The sequence below is a fragment of the Gilvimarinus algae genome, assembly GCF_030518215.1.
Classification (GTDB): Bacteria; Pseudomonadota; Gammaproteobacteria; order Pseudomonadales; family Cellvibrionaceae; genus Gilvimarinus; species Gilvimarinus algae.
In genome coordinates, this window is the sequence record NZ_JAULRT010000032.1 from 390,276 (window position 1) to 413,204 (window position 22,929).

Sequence of the window (22,929 nt, forward strand, 5' to 3'; positions counted from 1 at the left end):
AGTGAGTCGTCTTCAATGTAAAGTAGCGCAGGCGCTGAGCATCGGCTACTCCCGGTGCACCCCAGCCGCAGCTTTGAGAGCGACGGCTCCAGTAACTGACGGCCATGCCACCTGCCAGACAGTGGTTGGGTGAGAGCCTCGTGGGCACGATACTGAGAGTGAAAGCGGGTGCAAAAACTGGCCGCCTGCGCACGGACGCAAGCAATCAGTGTGAGACTGCCGGGCGGGTAAAAGAGCCCGGCTGGCAGTCAAGTGAACAATCAAGCAAGCGTATCATTCACGCTAAACCCTCATGAAAAGCGGTGGGGGAGGGGGAAGGGCCTGGCATGGGCAGAGCCCCGGGCGCTTCAACCGTTTAAAAACTGAGCTATTATTCACATTTGGCGTGAATCTACAACGGAAATTTTTGCGGGGCAATTTGACGGGGCAAAGCCGAGAATCAACCTATTGATTTAGCTAAAAAAAGGGGAGCTAGGCCCCCCAAATGACAACATCGTAGGTTGCGTAAATCGGCCGGTGTTACTCGATGCTTTCGACGAGCTCGCTGCGGTAGGTGGCAAGGCCAGCAGCGTCTACCTGAGGCCAGCCCTCCTGCCAGGTGATGGGTAGTATTTTGAGCTTCTGTAAGCCGTTGTCCGCCGCTTCATAAGCGTGGAAGACCAGATAGTCTTTGCCATCAAACGTGTAGGCACTGTTGTGTCCCAGCCCTGGCCAGTCAGGGTTACCTTTTAAGATAACGGTGGCGCCGCCCTGGGCCAGATCACGGCCCTCTTTGTCCAGATAAGGGCCGGTCACCGATTCGCTGCGGCCCACCGCGAGGTGGTAGGTGCTGTCTGCGCCGCGGCAACACTTGCCAAGAGAAATAAATTGATAGTAGTAATCGCCGTGCTTGAAAATAAACGGCGCTTCCAACTCTACAGGGCCCGCTTCGGCCGCGGGCACATCGTCAGGGCGTATGCCGGCGGCGATGCTGTGCCACTGCTGGGGCTGCGCCGGGGCCGACCAGTCGTCATTGAGCTTAAACATTTTGTGACCGCTCCAGAAGGAGCCAAACGCCATCCAACCATCGCCGTTTTCATCTTCAATGACTGCCGGGTCAATGGCGTTCCAGTTGTCGCGATTTGGGACGGACTGGACAACGATACCCTGGTCTTTCCAGCCGTAGTCGGGGGAGTTGGGGTCGAGAGTGTCGGTAACCGTAAGGCCGATGGCCGAGGTGTTTTTACCAAAAGCCGATACCGAGTAGTAGAGATGGAACTTGCCGTCTTTTTCCACTACATCCGGGGCCCACAAGTGACCATTAAATCCGGGGGCGACGCTCTTGGCCCAGGTGGGCTCGGTGTCGAAGGCGCGGCCCTGATACGCCCAGTGAATACGGTCTTTAGAGCGGTAAATGGTGATGCCGGGGCCAGTGCTAAACAGGTAGAAGTAGCCGTTTTCCTCCGCCATCACCGGGTCATGAATGCTGACTTGCTGGCCGATACGGTCAATCTCGGGTTTAGCGCTCACCGGAGCAGTGATGAGGGCGCAAAGAATGGCAGTGGTGGAGAGGGTCGTTTTTATCATCTAAAACTCTCGGGTCTTTTTAACGTTTCTTGATGATTCGCCCGCAGGGCTGTGGGTAAATGACAGACTGCGTGCTTGTGCCTATTATTGTATTATAATAATATTCAATTGCAAGCGGCTTTGCCGTCTCCCGAATAATAGTGGCCAACAGGGGTAGGGATTCACATGGCTTTGAAAGTATCAATGGCGCTCTTGCTGTGCCTGGCGAGCTTACAGGCTCTGCTGTGCAGCGCTGAGCCTGCCTATGAAAATCCTATTGTCGAGCAGCGCGCCGACCCCTGGATCCATCGCCACAGTGATGGTTACTACTATTTTATCGGCTCGGTGCCCGAGTTTAACCGGTTGGTGCTGCGCCGCGCCAAGACTCTCAATGAGCTATCTGCAGCGCAGGAAGTCACCCTCTGGCAGCCCGACCGGGACAGCATCATTGGGGCCAACATCTGGGCGCCGGAGCTTCACTACCTAGACGGGCAATGGGTGATTTATTTTGCCGGTGGCCCTGTCGATACCCCGTTTAAGATTCGCATGTATGCGCTTACCGCCCGCGGCGATAACCCGCTGAGTGCCAAGTGGAGCGAGCCGGTACGCATGCACACCCCGTGGGACGACTTTTCTCTGGACGCCACCAGCTTTGAGCACAAGGGCAAGCGTTACCTGGTGTGGGCGCAAAAAGATCGTGAGAAGAAATACAACTCCGCGCTATACAAGGCCGAGCTGGATACACCGGTGAGCATAAAAGAGCCGGTGATGAAGCTGACTGAGCCAAGCCTGGACTGGGAGGTGATCGGTTACAAGGTCAACGAGGGTGCGGCCGTGATCAAAAAGCACGGCCGTATCTTTATGACCTATTCAGCCAGCGCCACGGATCATAACTACGCCATGGGGTTGCTGTGGGCGGACGCCGAGTCGGATTTGATGGACCCGGCCAGCTGGCACAAATCACCCGAGCCCGTGTTCTACACCAATGCTGAGCATCAGCGATTCGGCCCGGGTCACAACAGTTTTACGGTCGCTGAGGATGGCAAGACGGATGTGCTGATCTACCACGCCAGAGACTACCAGCAGCTGCAAGGCTCGCCGCTTACCGATCCCAATCGCCATGCCAGGGCCCGCGCCTTGCAGTGGGACGAGCGGGGCTTTCCGGTGTTTGGACAAGAGCGCGGCGACTGACGTCAATAGAGCCGGGGCTCTGTTCGGCTCCGGCGCACACTAGCGGAACACATCATGTTTACAGTTGAAGAAACCGAGTTTGGCACTTTGGCCGATGGGCGCAAGGCGAGGCTTTTTACTCTGCAAAACCCGTCGGGCATGCGCGCCTGTATTACCAATTACGGCGGTATCATCACCCAGTTGTGGGTGCCCGACAGAAACGGTGAGTTGGCCGATGTAGTCCTGGGTTTTGATCAATTAAGCGATTATGTCGAGCACTCTCCGTATTTTGGCGCCTTGATTGGCCGGGTGGGAAATCGACTGCAAAAAGGCCAGTTCACCCTGGATGGCCACACCTATCAACTTGCCAAAAACGAAAACGACACCAGCCATTTGCACGGTGGCCTGAAGGGCTTTGATAAGGTGTTGTGGGAGGCGAGTGCGCGCACCACCGCCGAGACCGCAGAACTGCACCTGCGCTACATCAGTGCCGATGGCGAAGAGGGCTATCCGGGCGAGTTGACCGTGGATGTCATCTACACCCTCACTCTGGATAACCAGCTGTCTACGCGCTATCGCGCCACTACCACTCGCGCCACTCCGGTCAACCTCACCCAGCACAGCTATTTTAATCTGGCCGGCAGTGGGGATGTGGACGCCCACATCGTACAGATTCACGCTGAGCATTTTACGCCGGTCGATCAGGCGTTGATTCCCACCGGCGAGTTGGCGCCTGTGTCCGGCACAGCGTTTGATTTTACCCAGGCCAAAACCATCGGCCGCGATGTGAATGCGGCTGATCCACAGTTGAGTTTGGCCGGTGGCTACGACCACAACTATGTACTGCACAAGAACGCCGGTGGCGATTATGCGCTGGCGGCCGAGGTTTCGGAGCCGGTTTCCGGCCGCTGCCTCAAGGTCTACACCACCGAGCCCGGTGTTCAGTTCTATTCAGGCAATTTTCTCGATGGTTCGCTCGCAGGTAAAGGCCGGGTCTACGGCAAGCGCGCGGGTTTTTGCCTGGAGCCTCAGCATTTTCCCGATGCCCCCAATCAGCCCAACTTTGGCGGTATCACTCTGCAGCCTGGGCAGACATACACCAGCCAGATGAGTTATGCGTTTTCGTAAAAGACGTCATTTGAGGAATAAAGAAGACCTAACAAATAAAATAATGAAGGAGAGTCCATGAAATTTCCAAGCCTAGTCTTGTTGTCCCTGTTGCTGTGCGCTTGCAGTGAGCCTGAGCACCGAAGGCTTATCAGTCCAAACGGCGATTTGGTGCTTACACTCTCGCTGGGAGATAACAGCAGTATTGAGTACTCATTATCGCATCAGGGGCGCGTAGTGCTCGAAGCTTCTCCACTAGGGTTGGTGTTAGATGATGCCCACTTCGATCGCGAGCTTACGTTGGTTGATGCCAGCGATACCCGGCCGGTAAGCGACCGCTACACCATGGCCCATGGCAAGCAGCGGGAGATAGAATATATCGCTAATGAGCGAGTCTATACCGTAAAAAATGCCCAGGGTGATCAGCTTGCCATTGCGTTCCGCGTCTCCGATGACGGGCTCGCGTTTCAGTACCGCATACCCAACAACACTGGCCAAAGCCGCCGTTTGATAACTGAACTGACCGGCTTTGACTTTGAGGCCCAAGCCCAAGCCTGGCTCCAGCCCGTTGCTGTGGCGCAAACCGGATTTGCCAATACCAATCCGTCTTATGAAGAGCATTACCAGATGGCAATACCTGTGGGCACGGCGAGTCCAACGGAGGCCGGTTGGGTTTTTCCATCGCTGTTTTATACCGGCAAAGATTGGGTGCTGATTAGCGAGGCGGGGATGGACGGCCGCTTCAATGCCTCGCGCCTGGCGCAGGAATCAAACGCGGGAGAATACCGTATTGGCCAGCCGATGGATGCCGAGGTCGTTACCGGCGGCGCGCTTATGGCCAACTCTAGCGATGCCTTTGCCTCGCCCTGGCGCATTGTGGCCGTGGGGGATCTGGCGAGCATTACCGAGTCGACTCTGGGGACAGACCTGGCCGCACCTGCCCAAGCGCAAATGGACTGGGTCAAACCCGGGCTGTCGGCCTGGAGCTGGGCTCTGCTGAAAGATGATTCGGTCAATGTCGAGACCACGCGCGAGTTTATTGACTATGCCGCCAGTATGCACTGGCCCTACGTGCTCATTGACGTCAACTGGGATCAAAATTTCGGCTGGGAAAAGCTCGCCGAGCTGGTGCGTTATGCCGCACCGAAAAATGTGGGCCTGATGGTGTGGTACAACTCATCTGGCGACTGGAACGAAACCGAATACACGCCCAAAAGCCAGTTGTTTGACCGACAGTTGCGTCTGGAGCACTTTGCTCGCCTGCAGGACATTGGCGTGAAAGGGGTAAAGATTGACTTCTTCCCCGGCGATGGTCAATCAGTGATGCAGTACTACCTTGATCTGGTCAGTGATGCCGCCGCACATCAATTGATGGTGAATTATCACGGTTCCTCGCTGCCGCGCGGTTTGCACCGCACCTATCCAAATATGATGACCATGGAGGCGGTCAATGGGTTTGAAATGATTACTTTTACCCAGCAAACCGCGGACAGGGCCCCTAGCCATATGGCGATCTTGCCCTTTACCCGCAATGTGTTTGACCCCATGGACTTTACCCCCACGACCTTTGACGACATCCCCAATATCGAACGCCGCACCAGCAATGGTTTTGAGTTGGCTCTGCCTGTGTTGTTTACCAGCGGTATTCAGCATATCGCGGAAACTGCTGAGGGCATGGCAAAGGTTCCCGAGTTTGTCAAAGCCTACCTGCGCGATATTCCAACGCTCTGGGATGAGACTCGATTACTTGCTGGCATGCCTGGCGAGTACGCCGTAATGGCACGCCGGCGCGGCGATGATTGGTTTATCGCCGGTATTAATGGGACTGATCAACCGCTTTCGCTGAGTTTGGACCTGTCATTTATTCAATCGGCCAAGGGCCAGCTGATCACCGATGGTGACAGCGAGCGCTCATTCAGTCAGCGGGATGTGGTTGCAGATTCATCACTGGAGCTGTCCGTGCGGGCTCGCGGCGGCTTTGTCATTAATTTCTAAACCGAGGACGTTATGAAAAACTGGAAACAGCTCACAGGCGCTGGCGCACTGGCATTGTCTATGGTGGCCTGCGCGCAACACCCTACAGCAGAGGGTGGTAAACAGTCGCCGACTCTACCCGATGGTTATTTCGCCAACCCACTGTTTGCCAATGGTGCTGACCCCTGGCTGGAGTACTGGGATGGCAACTATTACCTTACCACAACCACTTGGACGTCTCAGTTGGTGATGCGCAAGTCGCCGACTCTGGCGGGGCTGTCTGAGGCAGCGCCGATCAACGTTTGGTCGGATACTGATCCGGCGCGCAGCTGGAATTTCTGGGCGTTTGAATTTCACCGCCTTAATGGGCCCAACGGCTGGCGCTGGTATTTGATGTATACCTCGGGCGTTCACGGCACATTAGATCATCAGCATTTATCGGTACTGGAAAGCGCCGGCGATGATCCCATGGGGCCCTACGAATACAAGGGCCACTTTATGCCGGATGAGTGGAACATCGATGGCACCTATCTTGAGCACAATGGCAAACTCTACTTGCTGTATTCCCAGTGGCAGGGCGATGAGCAGCTTAACTTGATCACTGAAATGGACAACCCCTGGACCCTCAAAGAAGGCTCTCCCAAAGTTGTACTGACCCGCCCGACGCTCGACTGGGAAATCAGCGGTCGTAAAGTGACTGAAGGGGCCGAGATACTCAAGCATCAGGGGCGCACCTTTCTGATTTATTCGGCCAGTTACTGCGATACACCCGACTACAAATTGGGAATGAAAGAGCTCATCGGCGACGACCCGCTCAACCCCGATCATTGGCAGCAGTACAACGAGCCGGTGTTCCAAAGGGGTAACGGCGTTTACGGGCCGGGGCACAACGGCTTTTTTACCTCACCGGATGGCACAGAAGACTGGATTGTCTATCACGGCAACTCAAAAGAGACCTATGGCTGTGGCTCCACGCGTTCCGTGCGAGCACAAAAATTTACCTGGACGGCGGAGGGCCTGCCTGATTTCGGGGAGCCGATTCCGGAAGGCGAAGCGGTAAAAATGCCCTCGGGCGAGAACGGCCCCATTAAAGTATCTGTGCAGGGTGTGCCACAGCAACTGGTCAACCCTGCGGGTCAGTGCCTGGAGGCCCGCAAAGGCAAAGTGCGAGTGGCTGCCTGCGAGTCCGATCAGGCGAGCTGGGTGCTCGATGCAACGGCCGATGGTGCTTATCGGCTGGCCCATGTGGCAACCGGTACTTTTCTCAATGACAAAGGCATGGCCGCTCCCTGGATCAATACCGATACCCAGCGCTGGGACGTGAGTACTGGCGACAGTGGTTGGCTGAGCTTTACCAATCGCCATACTGGTCGCCCATTAAGTGTGGCACAGAGCAATCAATGGCGGCTGGCGCCCCAGGGCAAGGTCGCCGTCATGAGTGTGCAAAGTGGTAAGGCGCTCGCGATACAGGATGAGAATCTGGTCCAGCGTGCCTGGCGAGGTGAGGCCGATCAACAGTGGCAATTTACCCACGCAGAAGAGGGCTTTTACCGCCTGCAGCTCGCGCAGAGTGAGAATGCTCAGTGTCTTACCCTAGACGGCAATCCCATAATTCCCGGTGCTAATGCCGAATTAGGCGCTTGCGAAAGCCCCTGGGCACAGTGGCTGGTGCGGCCTTTGGGTGATGGCTCGGTGGAACTGCGCAATAGGCACAGTGGCCTGTCGCTCAATGTCGACAGTTGTGCCTTGGCCGATGGCGCCAATGTCTCCCAGGCCCCCTGGTTTGACAATGACTGCCAGAAATTCCAGCTGCGTGAAACCCATTAAGTAGTGTAAAAGCCCGCCCCCGCCGGCGGGCTTTTTGTATGATGTAATGATAATAACTGAAGGAGACCACCATGAAGATAAAACACCTGATTGCAGCCGGTATGCTACTGGCGGCTGCCCCTGTTCTCGCGAAAGATCACAAGGTAGATCTGACGTTTGATGCTGGCAACACCGGCCCCGTTATCGACAAAGACATCTACGGTCAGTTTGCCGAGCATCTCGGCCGGGGTATCTATGAGGGCGTATGGGTTGGCGAGGATTCTGACATTCCCAACACCCGCGGCTTTCGCAACGACGTGCTCAATGCCCTGCGAGATATTGAGGTTCCGCTGGTGCGCTGGCCCGGCGGTTGTTTTGCTGACGAGTATCATTGGCGCGAGGGCATAGGTCCGCGCGACGAGCGGCCGGTGAAGGTCAATACCCACTGGGGCGGTGTGGAAGAGCCTAATACCTTTGGCACCCACGAGTTCTTTGAGTTTGTCGAGCTACTGGGCGCCGACGCTTATGTCAATGGCAACCTGGGCAGCGGCAGTGTGCAGGAAATGGCCGAATGGCTGGAGTACATGACTGGCGAAAAAGGTTCTACGCTGGCGCAGGAGCGTCGCAAGAACGGCCGCGAAGAGCCTTTTGAGATTGCCTATTTCGGCATTGGCAATGAGGCCTGGGGGTGTGGCGGCAATATGCGGCCTGAGTACTACTCGGATCTGTACCGCCAGTACGCTACTTTCTTAAAGGCGCCTGAGGGCAATATGCCCAAGCTGGTCGCCAGTGGTGGCCACAGTGAAGACACCACCTGGACCGATGTCTTGAGTAAAAACATTGAGCAGAAAATTGATGGCATCAGCTATCACTACTACACCCTGCCCAACAGCGATTGGGACAATAAAGGCCGCGCCATCAATTTCAGCGAAACGGACTGGTTTAATACCATGGACCGGACGTACAAGATTGATGACTATATCGAGGCCAACCTGAAGGTACTGGAAAAAAATGATCCGGAAGGGGACATTAAGTTCTATGTGGATGAGTGGGGCACTTGGTACGACCCGGAGCCCGAGCGTGATCCGGGCTTTTTGTACCAGCAAAATACCCTGCGCGATGCGGTTGTGGCGGCAGTGAACTTCAATATCTTTCACAAATACGCTGAACGGGTCACCATGACCAATATCGCGCAAATGGTGAATGTATTGCAGGCCATGATTCTCACCGACAAAGAGAAAATGGTGCTGACGCCCACCTATCACACCTATGGCATGTACAAGGTGTTCCAGGACGCGACCTCCATTCCGTTCAAGCTGAAAACACCGGATTACAAAAACGGTGACAAGCGCGTGCCGGCGGTGACTGCCTCTGTTGCCCGAGGAACCGATGGCAAACTGTATCTGGCGTTGGTAAACATGGACCCGAAAAATGGCGCCGATATTGATCTGGATATCGATGGGGTGAAGGCCAAGCGTGCGGAAGGTCAGATTCTCACCGCGGAGGCCATGGATGCTCGCAATACTTTTGACGCTCCCGCTACTCTGGAGCCGAAAGCCTTTTCAGCCGATCTGGATGAGCTGCGTATTCCCGCCAAATCGGTGGTGGTGGTTGAGCTGAAGTAGCGCGGCGACACTATGAGCCGAGCCCGCCTCTAGGCCTGCATAGGTCTGCAGGTGGGCTTTTTTGTGCTCTTCGCTGCAGGCCGCGCAAATTTTGTGCGTATCTTCGGGGCGGCCGATGGAGGTGGCGGGTGAACCTGTTGGTGCGCTCCATGGGATGTCGAGTGCTCAAAAATGCATTGAGGGGTTGGTCGTAAAAGCGCGCTGCCGGCAATAGCCGCCGTTGTTCCGCAATGTATTTCTGGTGGCGGCCGATCTGGAGAACGAAATCCTCGAGCAGGGAAAAGGCGGCCGCAACACCGTTGACTCGGCGAGAAATACCCTGATGTACTTTGCCAATGATGACTTTGCCATGCCGGCCTCAACGGCGGCCAATGTCAGCAACAAAACCCGGTCGCGTCGCCTCGGCATGACCGGCCCAGAGAACATCAACCGCCTGCCGGGCAGTGTCTATGAGGTGGATTGCGATGATTTTAATAGCCGTTTTGATCGCAAGGGCCACAGCTATTTTCTCCGCGATAGTGCCTTGGCCACCAGTCCGTTGTATTTGCACATGGCCGATGCCATTGCTGGCGAACGGGTGACACCTGGAGCGAGATGCCAACGGCTGGTTTGCCCGCCCCTTTGACGCTACACTGGCGAAAAACAAAGAGGTTCCCCATGAAAAGTGTCTTTGCAATGGCGCTGAGTTTGATGCTCGGCGCAGCGTCTGTGGCGGGTGCAACACCAGCGTCTTTTTCGGTTTCCAAAGCAGAGTATCAAGATCGCCTCTATGGGTTTTGGCTCGGTCAGTGTATCGCCAACTGGAGCGGACTGGTCACCGAAATGGATAAAATTGGCAATATTGGCGAAATACAAACCGGCGACTTTTACACGCGCGAGAGTTGGGAGCAGGCCGATCAGCCCAGCATCTGGGGGCAAGGCGTACCCAGTGATTTGTCGGGCACCATTGATTTTGTCTTCGAGGAGCCCGGTGGGGTTTGGGGCGCTGATGATGACACCGATATTGAGTACCTCTACCAGTACCTGCTCGCTAAACATCAAAGCAGCCTTCTGAGTGCCGAACAGATTCGCGATGGCTGGCTTACCCATATTTATCCGGCCGACGAGCCCACACCTTTTGGCAAGGACCCGGACGGCAACTATGAAAATTTTCTCTGGGTCTCTAACCAGCGAGCTTACGAATTGATGCGTGGCGGTCTCTTGCCGCCGGCAACCGGTCAGCGCGGCAACAACAGCCATTACGATATGATTGACGCTCAGTTGACCACCGAGATATTTGGCCTTTACGCTCCGGCTCGGCCGGATATAGCCAGGCAGCTGGCGGATTTGCCCGTTCGTACGACGGCCGACGCTGAAGCCGTCGACATTGCGCTTTTTTACGTCACGCTCTATTCGCTGGCCGGGTCGGTGGCACCCGGCGAGGTCGATGCGCCTGTTATTGAGTGGATGGCGGGAAAAGCCCGCGAGCTTTTGCCGGACGGGCAGTATCCGGCGGCCATGTATGACTTTGTGTACCGCCAATACCGCCAGGGCATTCCCTGGGAGCAGACGCGCGATGCGGTTTATCTACGCTACCAGGTCGAGCAGGCCGACGGCTACGATGTGACCACGCGTAACCTCTATTGCAATGGTTGTTTTGCCGCGGGTATTAACTTTGCCGCGAGTCTGATCAGCTTGTTTTACGGGGAGGGCGATATTAAAGAAACCATTAAAATCGCCATGCTGGTGGGATGGGATGCCGACAACCCGGCGGCCACCTGGGGCGGTTTGTTGGGGTTTATGTTGGGTCGCGAAGGCGTGGAGGCCGCCTTTGACCGCCGCTTTGCCGAACAGTTTTTTATTCATCGCACCCGACGACACTTTCCCAACAATGGCCTGGATAACTTTCCGGCCATGGCGGCGGTGGGAGCTGAGATTACAGAGCGTGTCATCAAAGAACAAATGCGCGGTGAGGTTCAAGGTGATCGCTGGGCGGTTCCCGAGGCTGTGCGAATTCCCGCATCGGCGAGAGCCGCTGACGGAGATCCATCGTTGGGCACTGGCAGATAGTCTGTGCAGAGAAAAAGGGGGCCGAACTTCGGCCCCTCCCGTCAAGATTGGTTCGTAAGATAGAGAGCTCTGATACGGGCAAGATCGTCTTGGGAGACACCCAGTTCCTTCTGGATATAGGCCATGGTTGATCCGTGATTTTTTTCCAGTTCGGAGAACATTGCCTGGATAAATATGGGGTCGGAGCCCATAAACACAGCGCGAATCTCAGCGGGCATTTGCGTAAACCCACTGTGCGGCGCATTCTGATCTTCCTCTTGGGTCGGACGCTCGTCGTGGTGCGCGACCTTTTCGGTCAGGGCGTAGTCTGCGACAACCGTATCGCGCGGCACACCCAGGGCGGTTAGAACCAATGCCGCGGCCATGCCGGTTCGATCTTTACCCGCCGAGCAGTTAAAAGCCAGAGGTGCGTTCCCGGCGGCCAGCTCCTGGAACATTTTGCGGTATTGCTCTTTAAACACATAGGGGCCGGTTCGGTAAAAGCCGGCGAAGACTTCTTTGGCATCATCCGCGCTGCGAATGGAGGCAAAGTTGAGTGCGTCATCGCCGGACATCATTTCGCGCATGGAATAGTCACCGGTCAGGTACTGGGCGTCGCCGGCAAAGGATGACCAGTCGGTGGGCTCGTGGGCCAGCTCCTCGCGAGAGCGAAAATCACAGATTACGCGAATATCCAGCGCACCCAGGTACTCGTAATCTTGCTCTGTGAGCCCGACCATGGTGCCGCTGCGATAGAGTCTGCCCCATTTCACACTGCGGCCGTTTTCGGTTTTATAACCACCGAGATCGCGAAAGTTGTGGCCGCCCTCCAGTGGCAACAGACGCTCGGCGACCCATTGTCCCTCGCTGCCCTCGGGCTGAACGTAGTAGTACTGACGCGTGTCGTTGACATCCGTGAGTCGGTAGCTGTTGCCTGTGACATCATCGGCAATTTTGGTCATGGAGGCTGTGCTGGGCGATGCGGCGCGGTAGATGTCCACCGGCGTATGGGCACTGCTGAGCTCCCAGTAGATCAGTTGCGATTCGGGCAAGAAGACGCTGTCCTCGTTGACCAGCGTCAGGCTGGCAAACGATGTCTGAGTCTGTGTTTGAGTAGCCTGGTGACTGCAGGCTGACAGCAGAGCCGCCGACAGGCTCAGTACCAAAGCGGATTGAGTAATACGTTTGTTCATAAAATTCTCCTTAGAAGCTGGCGCGTACGCCAAACAGGTAGCGTTTGCCGAAGCCTTCAATCTCTACCGGGCGGTTTTCATTGCCCTGGTAGCGAATGCCAAGCTCATCGGTGAGGTTGTTGATGTCCATGTACAGCCCAATGGCTTCGGTGATTTGGTAGCGCACCGACAGGTCCAAGCGCTCAGTGTCCTGCCAGTAATAGTCGCCGTCGGCGTCGGGTGAAATGTCGTCAAGCCAGGCGTCTCGCCATTGCCAGTTAAGACGAATGGACCAGCCAAAGTTCTCGTAGAACACCGACGTATTGATCACTTTGTCAGAGGTGCCGGGGAAAGCGGTGGTGCGTCCGTCGGGTGTGGTGAACTCGCCATCAAGAAAAGCGATATTGGCCTGCATCCCAAAGCCGTACCAGGGCTCTGGCAAAAAGTCCCACTGGTGCTGGTAGGAAAACTCAACGCCAGCCAGCTTGCCGTCGTCGCCGTTGCGTGTGGTCTCGTACTCGTACGCAGAGCGGTCAATGCCGTCGCTGTTGTAGCGGTCATCACCGATGGTGGCGACCGAGTCAAACAAAACGTTGTCGACGTCGCGATAAAACGCATTGACCGAGGCGACAGCCGCATCGGTGAAATACCATTCAAGCGCCGTGTCCAGCCCCTTGGCAAACTCGGTTTCCACATCGGGATTGCCGCCGGACACGCTTTGCCCTGCATCACTGATGCTGGCGCCGGCGCGCATTTGGCTGAAGGTGGGTCGGCTGCTGCCGGTCACCAGAGCGAGGCGGTATTTCAATGTTTCGCTGATATCAAAATTCCAGTGGACGCTCGGATAGAAGCGCGTGTCATCGCTGCGGCGGGTGACCGGGTAGCTGCCTTCGCCATCGTTGAGATAACCGCTGCTGACAATGTCCACTTGTTCGATCCGGCCACCGATAAGAATTTGATGCGCACCCCAGTTCCAGGTGTTCATGGCGTAGAGGCTGGTTACCTCTTCGGTGACGGTGTACTGAGTTTCCGGGCTGATAAACTCATCGGGATTGATAAGACCTGCATCGGTGAGTGCGGCAAGGGTGGTGTCCAGGTGATCGCGCAGCCCTTCGTTGTCCACGTAGGTGGCGGTAAAGCCACGATCAAAGTCGGTGTCCCACGGATCGTCGGTCACATATTGGTTCGGGTTCCATTCCAGGCCGATCGCCTGTGCCAGGGGGCTGACGGTGACAAACGCCGAGCTGCTGCCCGGTGAGCCGGCTTCGCGATCATCATACTGAACGCCAAATTTGAGCTGGGCATCGACACTGCCCATTTGCCAGTCGCGGGCAAAATCCAGCTTGTAGGTCATGGATTCGGTTTGCGAGTCGCCCAGGTAGTTCACCAGGCCGTCGAAACCGTAACCGGTCTGATTCAGTGCCTCGGTTGCCTCGCCCATTATGGGGACGCCCTGCGCATTAAAGGTGGTCCCGTAGAGCTCCACCTGCGGCAGGCCGCGGTTTGAATGTTCGTAGCGCAGGGAGACAAACTCCGTGGGATCTACCTGATTGCGCAGAATAATCGGCAGCTTAAAAGAAGATTCGGTTTCGGTGTAGTTGACGCGCCAGCCGATCTCCCATTCCCCGGCCCAGTGATCGCCGCCGAGGGTATTGGTAAAGGTGGAGTTTTCGTAGTCGCCGTCCTGCAGCCAACCCTGAACGGGAACGCCAATCAGCTCACCGCTGTTCGGCTCTGCCGAGCCTGCAATCGCATCGGCCAGCGACAGCTGGTACATGTTGCGCAGCTCGTGATCGAGAAACTCGGTGTACAGCGAGGACAGCACAAAGCGGTGGCTGGCGCTCGGGGCAAACTCCAGCTTGCCCATGGCCGAGTTGGTTTCGCGCTCCAGCTGATAACTTCTGAAATCAAACAGCGACGGCGTGTCACCTTCGCCGTAGGCAATCTCATTGTTGTCGGTGACCTGCTCCATGGAGTAAGTGGACAAAGCCACGACTGCGCCAAAGGTGTCATTACCCCAGGCAAGACGACCCGAGTAGCGCTCCTGGTTGCCGTCGCCCAGTTCCATGGGGCCGTAGCCCACATCCAGATCGGCGCTGAAGCCCTCACTGTTCAGTGGCGAGTACGTCTGGATATTGACCTGCCCGGCAAGTGCCTCAGCGGACATCTCGGGCGTAAGCGTTTTACTGATGGCGACCGAGTCCATCACCGCAGCGGGCACCGAGTCAAACCGGAAAATTCGCTCCTCTGCACCCAGCACATTGATGCCGTCAAAGGAGACCGTTGTCCAGCGCGCAGGAGCGCCGCGCACTTGAATGTAGCGTGGCTGGCCCTGATCGCGCTGCACAGCCACCGCCGGCAGCCTGGCCAAAGCCGCCGCCGCCGTGTGATCGGGAAAGCGCCCGATATCGTCAGCGGCGATGGCGCTGATGACATTTACGGCATCGCGCTGCAGGGCGATGGACTGAGCCTGAGAGTCCGCTATGGGGCGCGCTGTGACCAACAGCTCTTCCATAACAGGTGCAACAATGTGTTCTGAATTTTGCTGGGCGAGGGCGCCGCCGCTGCACAGGCTGGCACACACCAAGGCCAGTGCACGCTGCTTAAAATGTCGTTGGGTTGAGAGCATTACACATTCCTCAAAGTTAGCGTCGTTATCGGGCGCATAACCTAGAGCAGCATTGTGACAAGTGTATTACTACAATGTAGTAGATCTGTTATTGCGTGATATTTTTGCTATTTTGAAGGGGTGTGACGACACTGTCACAAAATTGTTATATCCCGCCGATACCATTCGTCGGCTAACCTGTGCCGGAGGAATCGTGAAGCAGAAGAGCTTGCCAGAATTGTCGAAAACGGAATTCAGTTTATTAAATGTATTGTGGAAAAAAAGCCCTTTGTCTGTGCGAGAAATTCACGATCGGCTGGATAACGGTTGGGCCTATACCACGACCAAGACCACCCTGGACAGAATGGTGGCTAAGGGCATTCTCGGGCGCGAATCGGCGCACGGTGTTTATATCTATTCGCCGTGTATTGGCCGGGCGGCGGGCCTGGTTCAGTGGGTGCGTTTTATCGCCGACAATGTGTTTGATCTTGAGCCCCTTGAGGTGGTGAATCTTTTTGCTAAACGCAAAACTTACTCCGACGAAGAGTTGCGTGAGCTGCGTGAACTCTTATCCAGAGATGATGATTCATCTCGTTGATGCACTGAGGTTTTACCGTGTCAGAACAACTGGTTTATCTGATTGGTAATTCAAGCTTCCTGCTCATGGGGCTGGCTCAGCGCTTTCTGCTCTTTTCCATTATTGGCCTGATACTGGTGATTTTGATGGTGCGGCTTTTTAAGCCGCGCTGTGCCGGCCCGGTGTGGGGCATCTATTTGCTCTGGCTGGTGCCGGCATCCGCGCCCATGGCGCCCTCGCTGTCGCCCGGATGGTGGTCTCATCTCGGTTTTTCCCACATCGACTGGCTGGACCCCTGCGCGCTGCTGCCGGTAGAGCGAGTCAGTGCCGTGCCGTTTTCTTCTATGCCCTTTATCAGCCGGGAAGCGGTTTTGATTGGGGCCTGGCTGCTGGTTTCGCTGTTGTTGTTGGCGCGAATCGTCTATCGGCGGCTCAGCTTTTTGCGCATTGCCCGCGAGGCCCACGTTGTCAGCGACCCTCACTGGCAAACGCTGGTGCAACGATTGCGCAAGGATTACCGAATCAACCGGCCGGTGCGCCTGTGCAGTTCAAGCGCCTGCGCTACGCCTTTTACCATCGGCCTGCTCAGGCCGGAGGTGTTTATTCCTGAGTCCATGCTCAGTGAGCTCGACCGTGAAACCCTGGAAGTGGTGGTGGCGCACGAGCTGGCGCACATTGCTCGCGGTGATGATTTGAGCGTTACTTTTCAACATGTGTTTCGCGCACTGTTTTTCTTTAATCCGCTGGTCAATTACGCGCACCGCAAACTGGGCGAGGCGCGGGAGGTGGGCTGCGATACCTTGGCGGTTGTGCGCTGCCGGATCGCGCCGCGCGACTACGGTATTGCCATGGTGCGAGTGCTCGAGCACTTTAAGGGCAACTTGGGGTCGTCGCAGCCGGTGGCGGGTTTTCTCAATCAGGATGTCCGCCAGAGAATTCAGACTCTGCTGCACTCGGAAAATCAGGGTCGCGACTGGCTGTTGCCCAGCGCTTTGACGGTGGTGCTCTTGCTGGGCGTGAGTCTTGCCCTCTCCGGGGCGCATCAGCCCTCAATCATGCCTGAGGATGAAGCTCGCGCGTTACTGGCCCCTTTGCAGGCCCAGCCGCCCATAGAGCGGGCGCGAGTCACGGGCGAGCTCTACCTGAATGCGCCGCTCGGCTGCGCTATCCCCCACAAGGATCACTACCACTCAGGGATGGACTTTACGCCCGCATCGACCACGGCCGCCGTCAGTGCGATTGCGGCGGGGGTGGTGGTGGAGGTAATGACACCGGCTGGCAATGTGGGAAAGTTGGTCAAGATTCGCCACGACAACGACATCTACTCGACCTACGTGCGCCTCGACCAGGTTGAGGTCCACGCCGGTCAACCAGTGGGCAATGGTCAGCGGCTTGGCAGTCTGGGCGCGACCGAGCGCACGGATCACCTGCATTTTGAATTGCATCACGGGCAGCAGGTGATCGACCCGGGTTTACTGATTTATTGATTCTCCAGCGATAGCTCAGCCACCGTGTGTGATACCTTGACCGCGCCGGCGTTGATTTTTTCGATGACCTCGGCGACCTGACCGTTCAGCAGGCTGCCGCTGTCGACCGATTGGGACACCGACTCGACCTGCCCGGTAATGGCCTGGGTCAGTTCCTGATTGTGTTTTACCACCTGCTCGATCTGGCTGGTTGACTGTGTGGTGCGTGCGGCCAGCTGCCGCACTTCATCGGCTACCACAGCAAAGCCCCGGCCCAGGTCACCGGCGCGCGCCGCCTCAATGGCCGCGTTTAACGCCAGCAGGTTGGTTTGATCGGCGATGGCGCTGATGGTCGACACTATGGCTTTGATCTGTGACGACTGCTCGTTCAGTTGCTGTATCAGCTGCACGGTTTCGTTGACCTGCTCGTCAATGGCTTCAAAATTCTTTAGCGCCGTTTTGAGCATCTGCGAACCCTCTACCGCTGTGGCAGAGGTTTGCTGCGCGCTTTGCTGCGCGACGCGGGCGGCCTCGGCCACGCGCTCGCCGTGCTGCACGCGAGCGGTAATGTCCGAGGCGAATTTGACCACCTTTTCGACTTTGCCGGCTTCGTTGTAAATGGGGTTATAGGTGGCCTCCAGCCAGATGACTTTACCGGTTGAGCTTCGCCTTTCAAAGCGGCCGGATTTAAAGGAACCCGCAGCCAGCTCTCGCCAGAAGTCAGGGTGTTGCCGATAAAATTCGGGTGTGCAGAACATTTCGTGGTGTTTGCCTTCAATGTCGGCGGCGCGGTAGTTCACCACTTGAAGGAAGTTGTCGTTGGCTTTGAGGATAACGCCCTTGGGCGTGAATTCGATTACTGCCATGGAGCGCTCGAGCGCATCGATCACCCCGGCCCGCTGGACGTTTTGCTCATGGGCTTGGGTGACGTCTGTGCAAAGTTGCACCACCTTGATCACTTTTGAGCCCTCGCGGATCGGCACAAACTGGGCGTCCAGCCATACGGTGGATTCCCCGCTCTGGTGCGCCAGACACAGCTGCTGAGCTTTACCTTGGGTCAGGCTGTGCCACAGCGAGCGGCTGTCCAGGCGGGCGATCTGCTCTGGCGTGCACAGCTGGCGGTGGTAGCGGCCAATCAGCTGGTTGGGTTGACCGCCCAAGCGAGTCGCCAGCGGGCCGCTGATCTCCAGCAGCTTGCCCTCGGGGCTGTATTCGGCGTAAAGCAGATGGTGCTTGAGGCTCGTCAGCAGCAGTTCGTCTGCTCGGGCACGTTGGCTTAGGTCGGTCAGTTGGGCTTTCAAGGCGCGGTTGAACATAGTGGTCTCTCTTGGTCACAGACCGTTAAGGGAGTCGTCCTTTGAGGTGATTCCATTCGTTGATATACGCGCCATTTGTGGCAATAGATCATTGGCTGTAACCGGCCCGCCGTATTTTTTGCGGTACTTGGGTGCTGGCGAGTCGCGGAGGCTGTCGGGGGCTTATCCCGATTCGTCTTGCCTGCTACATTAGTGCCTATACAAGCTAAACCGGCGGGGAGAGCGGATGTACGACGGCGAGAGAATCAACAGTATTACCCATTTGGTTGGGGCCGTGCTGGCACTGGTGGGCTTTGGTGCGCTGCTGACCATCAGTATTCAGCAATGGGATGCGGCCCTGATTGTCAGCTTTATCGTGTTCGGGGTCACGCTGATCCTGCTCTATACCATGTCCACCCTCTACCACAGCTTTCGCTCCCCCAAGGTCAAGGCGGTGTTTCGCCAGCTGGATCATGTGTGCATCTACCTGCTGATTGCAGGAACCTATACGCCGTTTATGCTGGTGACCGTCGGCGGCATGACCGGTCTGGTGATGCTGGTGATTATCTGGTCCCTGGCCGTGGTGGGGCTGCTGCTGGATATCCTGCCGAAAAAGCGCATCAAGTGGCTACAGATCCTGATCTATCTGGTTATGGGCTGGGTGTGCGTGGTGGTCTATCAGGACCTGGCGGCGGGCTTCCCCCTGGCCGGGCTACTGTGGTTGTGGGTGGGCGGTATTGCCTACACCGTGGGAGTGATTTTTTATGTGCTGGATGGGTTAAAGAAGCTGCGCCACGCTCACGGTATCTGGCACATGTTCGTACTCGCGGGCTCTTTTTGCCATTTTGTTGCGGTGGTTGCCTACGTCCGGTAGGTGACCTCCCATTTACTTAAATAATAATAAGTGTGATAATCGTTCTCTTTTAGGAATTTGTAACTACGAGGACGATCCGTCATGCAATGCCCCGTTAGCCCTGCCACCCACGTCAGCCTATTCGCCCTGGCGCTCGCGTTAAGCTCAACCCACGCCCTGGCGCAAAGCGGCGCAGAAGCGAGTAAGCAGAAGGAAAAACAAGCACAAATTGAAGAGCTGGTGGTGATTGGCGAGCCGGTGGACAGCCTACTCACCTCGGCCGACCTGGAGCGCAAGCAAGCCAATGACCTGGACGATATTTTCTCCGGGGTGCCGACGGTGCTGGTGGGCGGCTCGGTGGGTGCCGCGCAAAAGATTTACGTCCGCAATCTGGGTGAGGATACCCTCAATATCAGTGTCGATGGTGCGACTCAGTCGGGCGTGACCTACCACCACACCGGGCGCATTTCCATTGAGCCCGAGCTGCTCAAACAGGTTCATGTACAGGTCGGCGCGGGCGATGCGACCAGCGGCTCGGGTGCACTGGGCGGTGCGATCAAGTTTGAAACCAAAAACCCCGAAGACATGCTAGGCAACAAAGACTTTGGGGCGATTGTTAAAGCCGGCTATTTCTCCAACACCGAGGGCTACAAGGGCAGCGCTACGGTATTTGGCCGTTTGGGCGGGGGCTTTAGTGCCATGGCCAGCTATGTCACGTCTGACCAGGATGATATGGAAGACCCCAGCGGCAATCAGCTGCCGGGTACCAACTCCGATCAGGACTTAGGCTTTTTTAAACTGGTGGGGGATTTTGGCGGTGGTCACAAGGCCAGTATCAGTTACGAAAACTTGACCGAAGAGGGCGAAAAACTGACTCGCCCGGAGTGGGGCGAAGGTCCGCGCAACCCTCTGCGCGATCTGGAGTTTGACCGCACTACCACGACCTTGAAGTATTCCTGGGACAAGCCCGACAGCGATTGGCTGCTGCTGGACGTGAGCCTGTACAACACCGACTTTGAAATCTACCGCCCCTGGGACGATTACACCAGCGCGGTGGACACGCAGGGCTTTTTACTGAGCAACACCAGCCAGTGGGGTGAGCACAAAATTGTCTACGGCTCCGACTATCGCGACGATGAAGTCACGGCTGGCGAGCGGGCTCTGGGTGGTAATGTCTTCACCGAAACCAGCGATGTGTTGGGTTTTTTCGTGCAAGATTACTTTCAGGCCAGCGATACTTTGCTACTGACTTTTGGCACACGCTGGGATGACTTTAACGCGGTGGATAAAGAAAACAACGAGTTTTCCTCCGACGGGTTTAGCCCGAATGTGGGTTTCTCCTATGACCTTACGCGCGCTTTGACCGTCAGCGGTGGCTACGCCGAATCTCTGCGTGGGGTGGAAACCAACGATGGCTTTAAACTCTTCGGCACCACCAATGATCCTGACTTGAAAGCCGAGCGTGCGAAAAATTTTGAATTGGGGCTGGACTACACTCTGGGCGATTTTTTACTGAGCGCAGGTTACCACGATACCACCATCGAAGATGCGATCGGTAACGCCCTGCCTTGGTCGCGTCACTACGAGAATTTGGGTGAGCTGGAAACCAACGGCTATTCTCTGGGCGCGACCTACAATGGCGAGCGCCTGTTCTCCAAGTGGACCTACGTGGATACGGACGTAGAGCTCGATGGTGAATCACTGACTCGTTACGCCTACGGCTATCTCGGCACATCGACCGGTAATACTCTGACCATGGATACGTCATATCAAGTCAGCTCCAGCGTGGACATTGGTTGGATTATGACCTTGGTGCAAGACCTGGATGACATCTACGTGGAGTCGGCGCAGGCGAGCATCGATAAACCGGGCTATAACGTGCACGATGTCTATGCTCACTGGGAGCCATTGGCGCTGAATGGGTTTAGCGTCACGCTAACGGTGAAAAACGTCTTTGATGAAGAGTATCTCGATCACGGCAGTGTGGAAGACTTTACCCACTTGCCCGACTACGAGGGGGTGAAGAGCTATTCAGCGCCCGGCCGGGACATTCGCTTAAGCTTTGCGATGCGTTTTTAAGCCTTCGCCGAGGTTCAAGTCGAAAAGCGCAGAGGGGAGCCCCTGCGCTTTTTTATCCGCCGACGTTCGCCGGGTCAGGGGCGGTGTCTGGCGCTTTTTAGGTATCGGAGCGTTCAGCGTCGAGCAGGCTGCGCTCCACCGCCCGCTGCCAGCCCTTAATCATGTCGGCCTTGAGCTCAGGCTCTATGGCGGGCTCGGCCTTAGCCTCCAGTGTCCAGTTTTGGGCAATGTCCTCCAGGCTTGAAAACAAGCCCAGCTGCAGGCCGGCGAGGCGGGCGGCGCCAAGGGCTGTTGTCTCTGTGATAGCCGGTCGCTCGGCCGTCATACCTGTGATGTCGGCGAGCGTCTGTAGCAGCCAATTGTTGGCGATCATGCCGCCGTCTACCCGCAAGCTGGTGAGTGTTTGCTGAGTATCTTTGGCCATCGCCTCCAGCAGGTCATGGGTTTGATAGCACACCGCCTCAAGCGCGGCGCGGGCAATTTCGGCGCGGCCACTGTCGCGAGTCAGGCCACAGATAACGGCCCTGGCGTCGGGCCGCCAATGGGGCGCACCCAGTCCGGTAAAGGCCGGTACCAGATAAACGCCGCGGTTGGAGTCCAGGCTGGCGGCCAGCGCTTCGGTCTCGCTGGCCTGCTGAATGATACCGAGTTTGTCCCGCAGCCACTGCACGGCCGCCCCGGCGATAAAAATGGAGCCTTCAAGCGCATAGTGCACCTCGCCGTTTAAACGGTATGCCAGTGTGGTGAGTAAGCGGTTGTCGGACATTTGCGCCTTTTGTCCGGTGTGGAGCAGGGCAAAGCAGCCGGTGCCGTAGGTGCTTTTGATCATGCCGGGCTCAAAACAGGCCTGGCCGATCATGGCGGCGTGCTGGTCGCCGGCAACACCCGCAATGGGTAAAGTGCGACCGTCGAGCCCTTCCTGCGCTTCGCCGAAATCGGCGGCGCAATCGTAGACGTCGGGCAAGATCCCTTCGGGAATATCAAACAGCTTGAGCAAATCTTCATCCCAGCGCTGCGTATGAATATTAAACAGCAGGGTTCGCGCCGCATTGGTGGCGTCGGTTGCGTGGACTTTGCCGCCGGTAAATTTCCAGATCAACCAGGTATCGATAGTGCCAAAGGCCAGCTCGCCACGACTTGCCCGATCTCGCGCGCCTTCCACTTTATCGAGAATCCAGGCGAGCTTGGTGGCGGAAAAGTAGGGGTCCAACAACAGGCCAGTGCGATCGCGCACAAGAGCCTCGTGTCCTTGCTGGGCGAGCTTTCGGCACTGCTGGGCGGTGCGCCTGTCCTGCCAGACAATAGCGGGATAAATGGGCTCGCCGCTGGACTTGTCCCAAACCAGCGTGGTTTCTCTTTGGTTGGTAATCCCGATGCCGGCGACCTGCTGCCCCTTGGGCAACTGAGCGAGGCAGTCGCGGCACACCGCACTGGTGACTTCCCATATTTGCTGCGGGTCGTGCTCCACCCAGCCGTCGGCCGGGAAGTGCTGGTCAAACTCGCGCTGGGCGCTGGCTTTTATCTCGCCGTCCCGAGAGAAAATAATCGCGCGGCTACTGGTTGTTCCCTGGTCAATCGCCAGAATAAACTCGCTCACCATTGTCTCTCCTGTTCTACACGCTCG

General features: G+C 56.7%; 16 protein-coding genes. 11 read left to right on the plus strand and 5 right to left on the minus strand.

Going from position 1 to position 22,929, the window contains the following annotated elements; genetic code table 11:
- Positions 1 to 519: 519 nt before the first annotated feature.
- A complete protein-coding gene (locus tag QWI16_RS03150) occupies positions 520 to 1,566 on the minus strand; it encodes an arabinan endo-1,5-alpha-L-arabinosidase (protein WP_302711278.1) in 1,047 nt (348 codons plus the stop codon).
- A gap of 165 nt (positions 1,567 to 1,731) precedes the next feature.
- On the opposite strand from QWI16_RS03150, the gene QWI16_RS03155 reads away from it, so the two are divergent.
- The 7 genes from QWI16_RS03155 (at position 1,732) to QWI16_RS03185 (ending at position 11,276) form a co-directional block, all read left to right on the plus strand.
- The gene (locus QWI16_RS03155; protein ID WP_302711279.1) at positions 1,732 to 2,736 is read left to right on the plus strand and encodes a glycoside hydrolase family 43 protein; all 1,005 of its coding nucleotides are present in this window, start codon (positions 1,732 to 1,734) and stop codon (positions 2,734 to 2,736) included.
- Positions 2,737 to 2,790: 54 nt separating this feature from the next.
- On the plus strand, positions 2,791 to 3,843 hold the full coding sequence (locus QWI16_RS03160; protein ID WP_302711280.1) for an aldose epimerase family protein: 1,053 nt from the start codon (positions 2,791 to 2,793) through the stop codon (positions 3,841 to 3,843).
- 57 nt (positions 3,844 to 3,900) lie between these two features.
- Positions 3,901 to 5,817: a glycoside hydrolase family 97 protein gene (locus tag QWI16_RS03165; protein ID WP_302711281.1), complete on the plus strand. Its 1,917-nt coding sequence runs from the start codon at positions 3,901 to 3,903 to the stop codon at positions 5,815 to 5,817.
- 12 nt (positions 5,818 to 5,829) lie between these two features.
- Positions 5,830 to 7,623 (plus strand): family 43 glycosylhydrolase, encoded by a 1,794-nt coding sequence (locus QWI16_RS03170; RefSeq protein WP_302711282.1) that lies wholly within the window; start codon positions 5,830 to 5,832, stop codon positions 7,621 to 7,623.
- A 71-nt stretch (positions 7,624 to 7,694) separates the two neighbouring features.
- Positions 7,695 to 9,227 (plus strand): alpha-N-arabinofuranosidase, encoded by a 1,533-nt coding sequence (locus tag QWI16_RS03175; RefSeq protein WP_302711283.1) that lies wholly within the window; start codon positions 7,695 to 7,697, stop codon positions 9,225 to 9,227.
- A gap of 220 nt (positions 9,228 to 9,447) precedes the next feature.
- Positions 9,448 to 9,852 (plus strand): hypothetical protein, encoded by a 405-nt coding sequence (locus QWI16_RS03180; protein ID WP_302711284.1) that lies wholly within the window; start codon positions 9,448 to 9,450, stop codon positions 9,850 to 9,852.
- 32 nt (positions 9,853 to 9,884) lie between these two features.
- On the plus strand, positions 9,885 to 11,276 hold the full coding sequence (locus QWI16_RS03185) for an ADP-ribosylglycohydrolase family protein (protein ID WP_302711285.1): 1,392 nt from the start codon (positions 9,885 to 9,887) through the stop codon (positions 11,274 to 11,276).
- Positions 11,277 to 11,317: 41 nt separating this feature from the next.
- Here the strand turns inward: QWI16_RS03185 and QWI16_RS03190 are convergent, their stop codons facing one another.
- Together QWI16_RS03190 and QWI16_RS03195 are read right to left on the minus strand one after the other, a co-directional pair.
- Positions 11,318 to 12,448, minus strand: coding sequence for a tyrosine-protein phosphatase (locus QWI16_RS03190; protein WP_302711286.1), 1,131 nt, complete (start codon positions 12,446 to 12,448; stop codon positions 11,318 to 11,320).
- Positions 12,449 to 12,458: 10 nt separating this feature from the next.
- The gene (locus QWI16_RS03195) at positions 12,459 to 15,056 is read right to left on the minus strand and encodes a TonB-dependent receptor (protein WP_302711287.1); all 2,598 of its coding nucleotides are present in this window, start codon (positions 15,054 to 15,056) and stop codon (positions 12,459 to 12,461) included.
- Positions 15,057 to 15,249: 193 nt separating this feature from the next.
- Between QWI16_RS03195 and QWI16_RS03200 the strand changes: the two genes are divergently transcribed.
- Together QWI16_RS03200 and QWI16_RS03205 are read left to right on the plus strand one after the other, a co-directional pair.
- Complete coding sequence (locus QWI16_RS03200) at positions 15,250 to 15,633, plus strand: BlaI/MecI/CopY family transcriptional regulator (RefSeq protein WP_302711327.1); 384 nt, start codon at positions 15,250 to 15,252, stop codon at positions 15,631 to 15,633.
- 17 nt (positions 15,634 to 15,650) lie between these two features.
- On the plus strand, positions 15,651 to 17,099 hold the full coding sequence (locus tag QWI16_RS03205) for a M56 family metallopeptidase (RefSeq protein WP_302711288.1): 1,449 nt from the start codon (positions 15,651 to 15,653) through the stop codon (positions 17,097 to 17,099).
- Here QWI16_RS03205 and QWI16_RS03210 read toward each other — a convergent pair.
- On the minus strand, positions 17,093 to 18,394 hold the full coding sequence (locus tag QWI16_RS03210; RefSeq protein ID WP_302711289.1) for a methyl-accepting chemotaxis protein: 1,302 nt from the start codon (positions 18,392 to 18,394) through the stop codon (positions 17,093 to 17,095). The genes QWI16_RS03205 and QWI16_RS03210 overlap by 7 nt on opposite strands.
- A 226-nt stretch (positions 18,395 to 18,620) precedes the next feature.
- Between QWI16_RS03210 and trhA the strand changes: the two genes are divergently transcribed.
- Together trhA and QWI16_RS03220 are read left to right on the plus strand one after the other, a co-directional pair.
- A complete protein-coding gene (gene trhA, locus QWI16_RS03215) occupies positions 18,621 to 19,247 on the plus strand; it encodes a PAQR family membrane homeostasis protein TrhA (protein ID WP_302711290.1) in 627 nt (208 codons plus the stop codon).
- 81 nt (positions 19,248 to 19,328) lie between these two features.
- Positions 19,329 to 21,305 (plus strand): TonB-dependent receptor domain-containing protein, encoded by a 1,977-nt coding sequence (locus QWI16_RS03220; protein ID WP_302711291.1) that lies wholly within the window; start codon positions 19,329 to 19,331, stop codon positions 21,303 to 21,305.
- Positions 21,306 to 21,402: 97 nt separating this feature from the next.
- Here QWI16_RS03220 and glpK read toward each other — a convergent pair whose 3' ends face one another.
- On the minus strand, positions 21,403 to 22,905 hold the full coding sequence (gene glpK / locus QWI16_RS03225) for a glycerol kinase GlpK (RefSeq protein ID WP_302711292.1): 1,503 nt from the start codon (positions 22,903 to 22,905) through the stop codon (positions 21,403 to 21,405).
- Positions 22,906 to 22,929 lie beyond the last annotated feature (24 nt).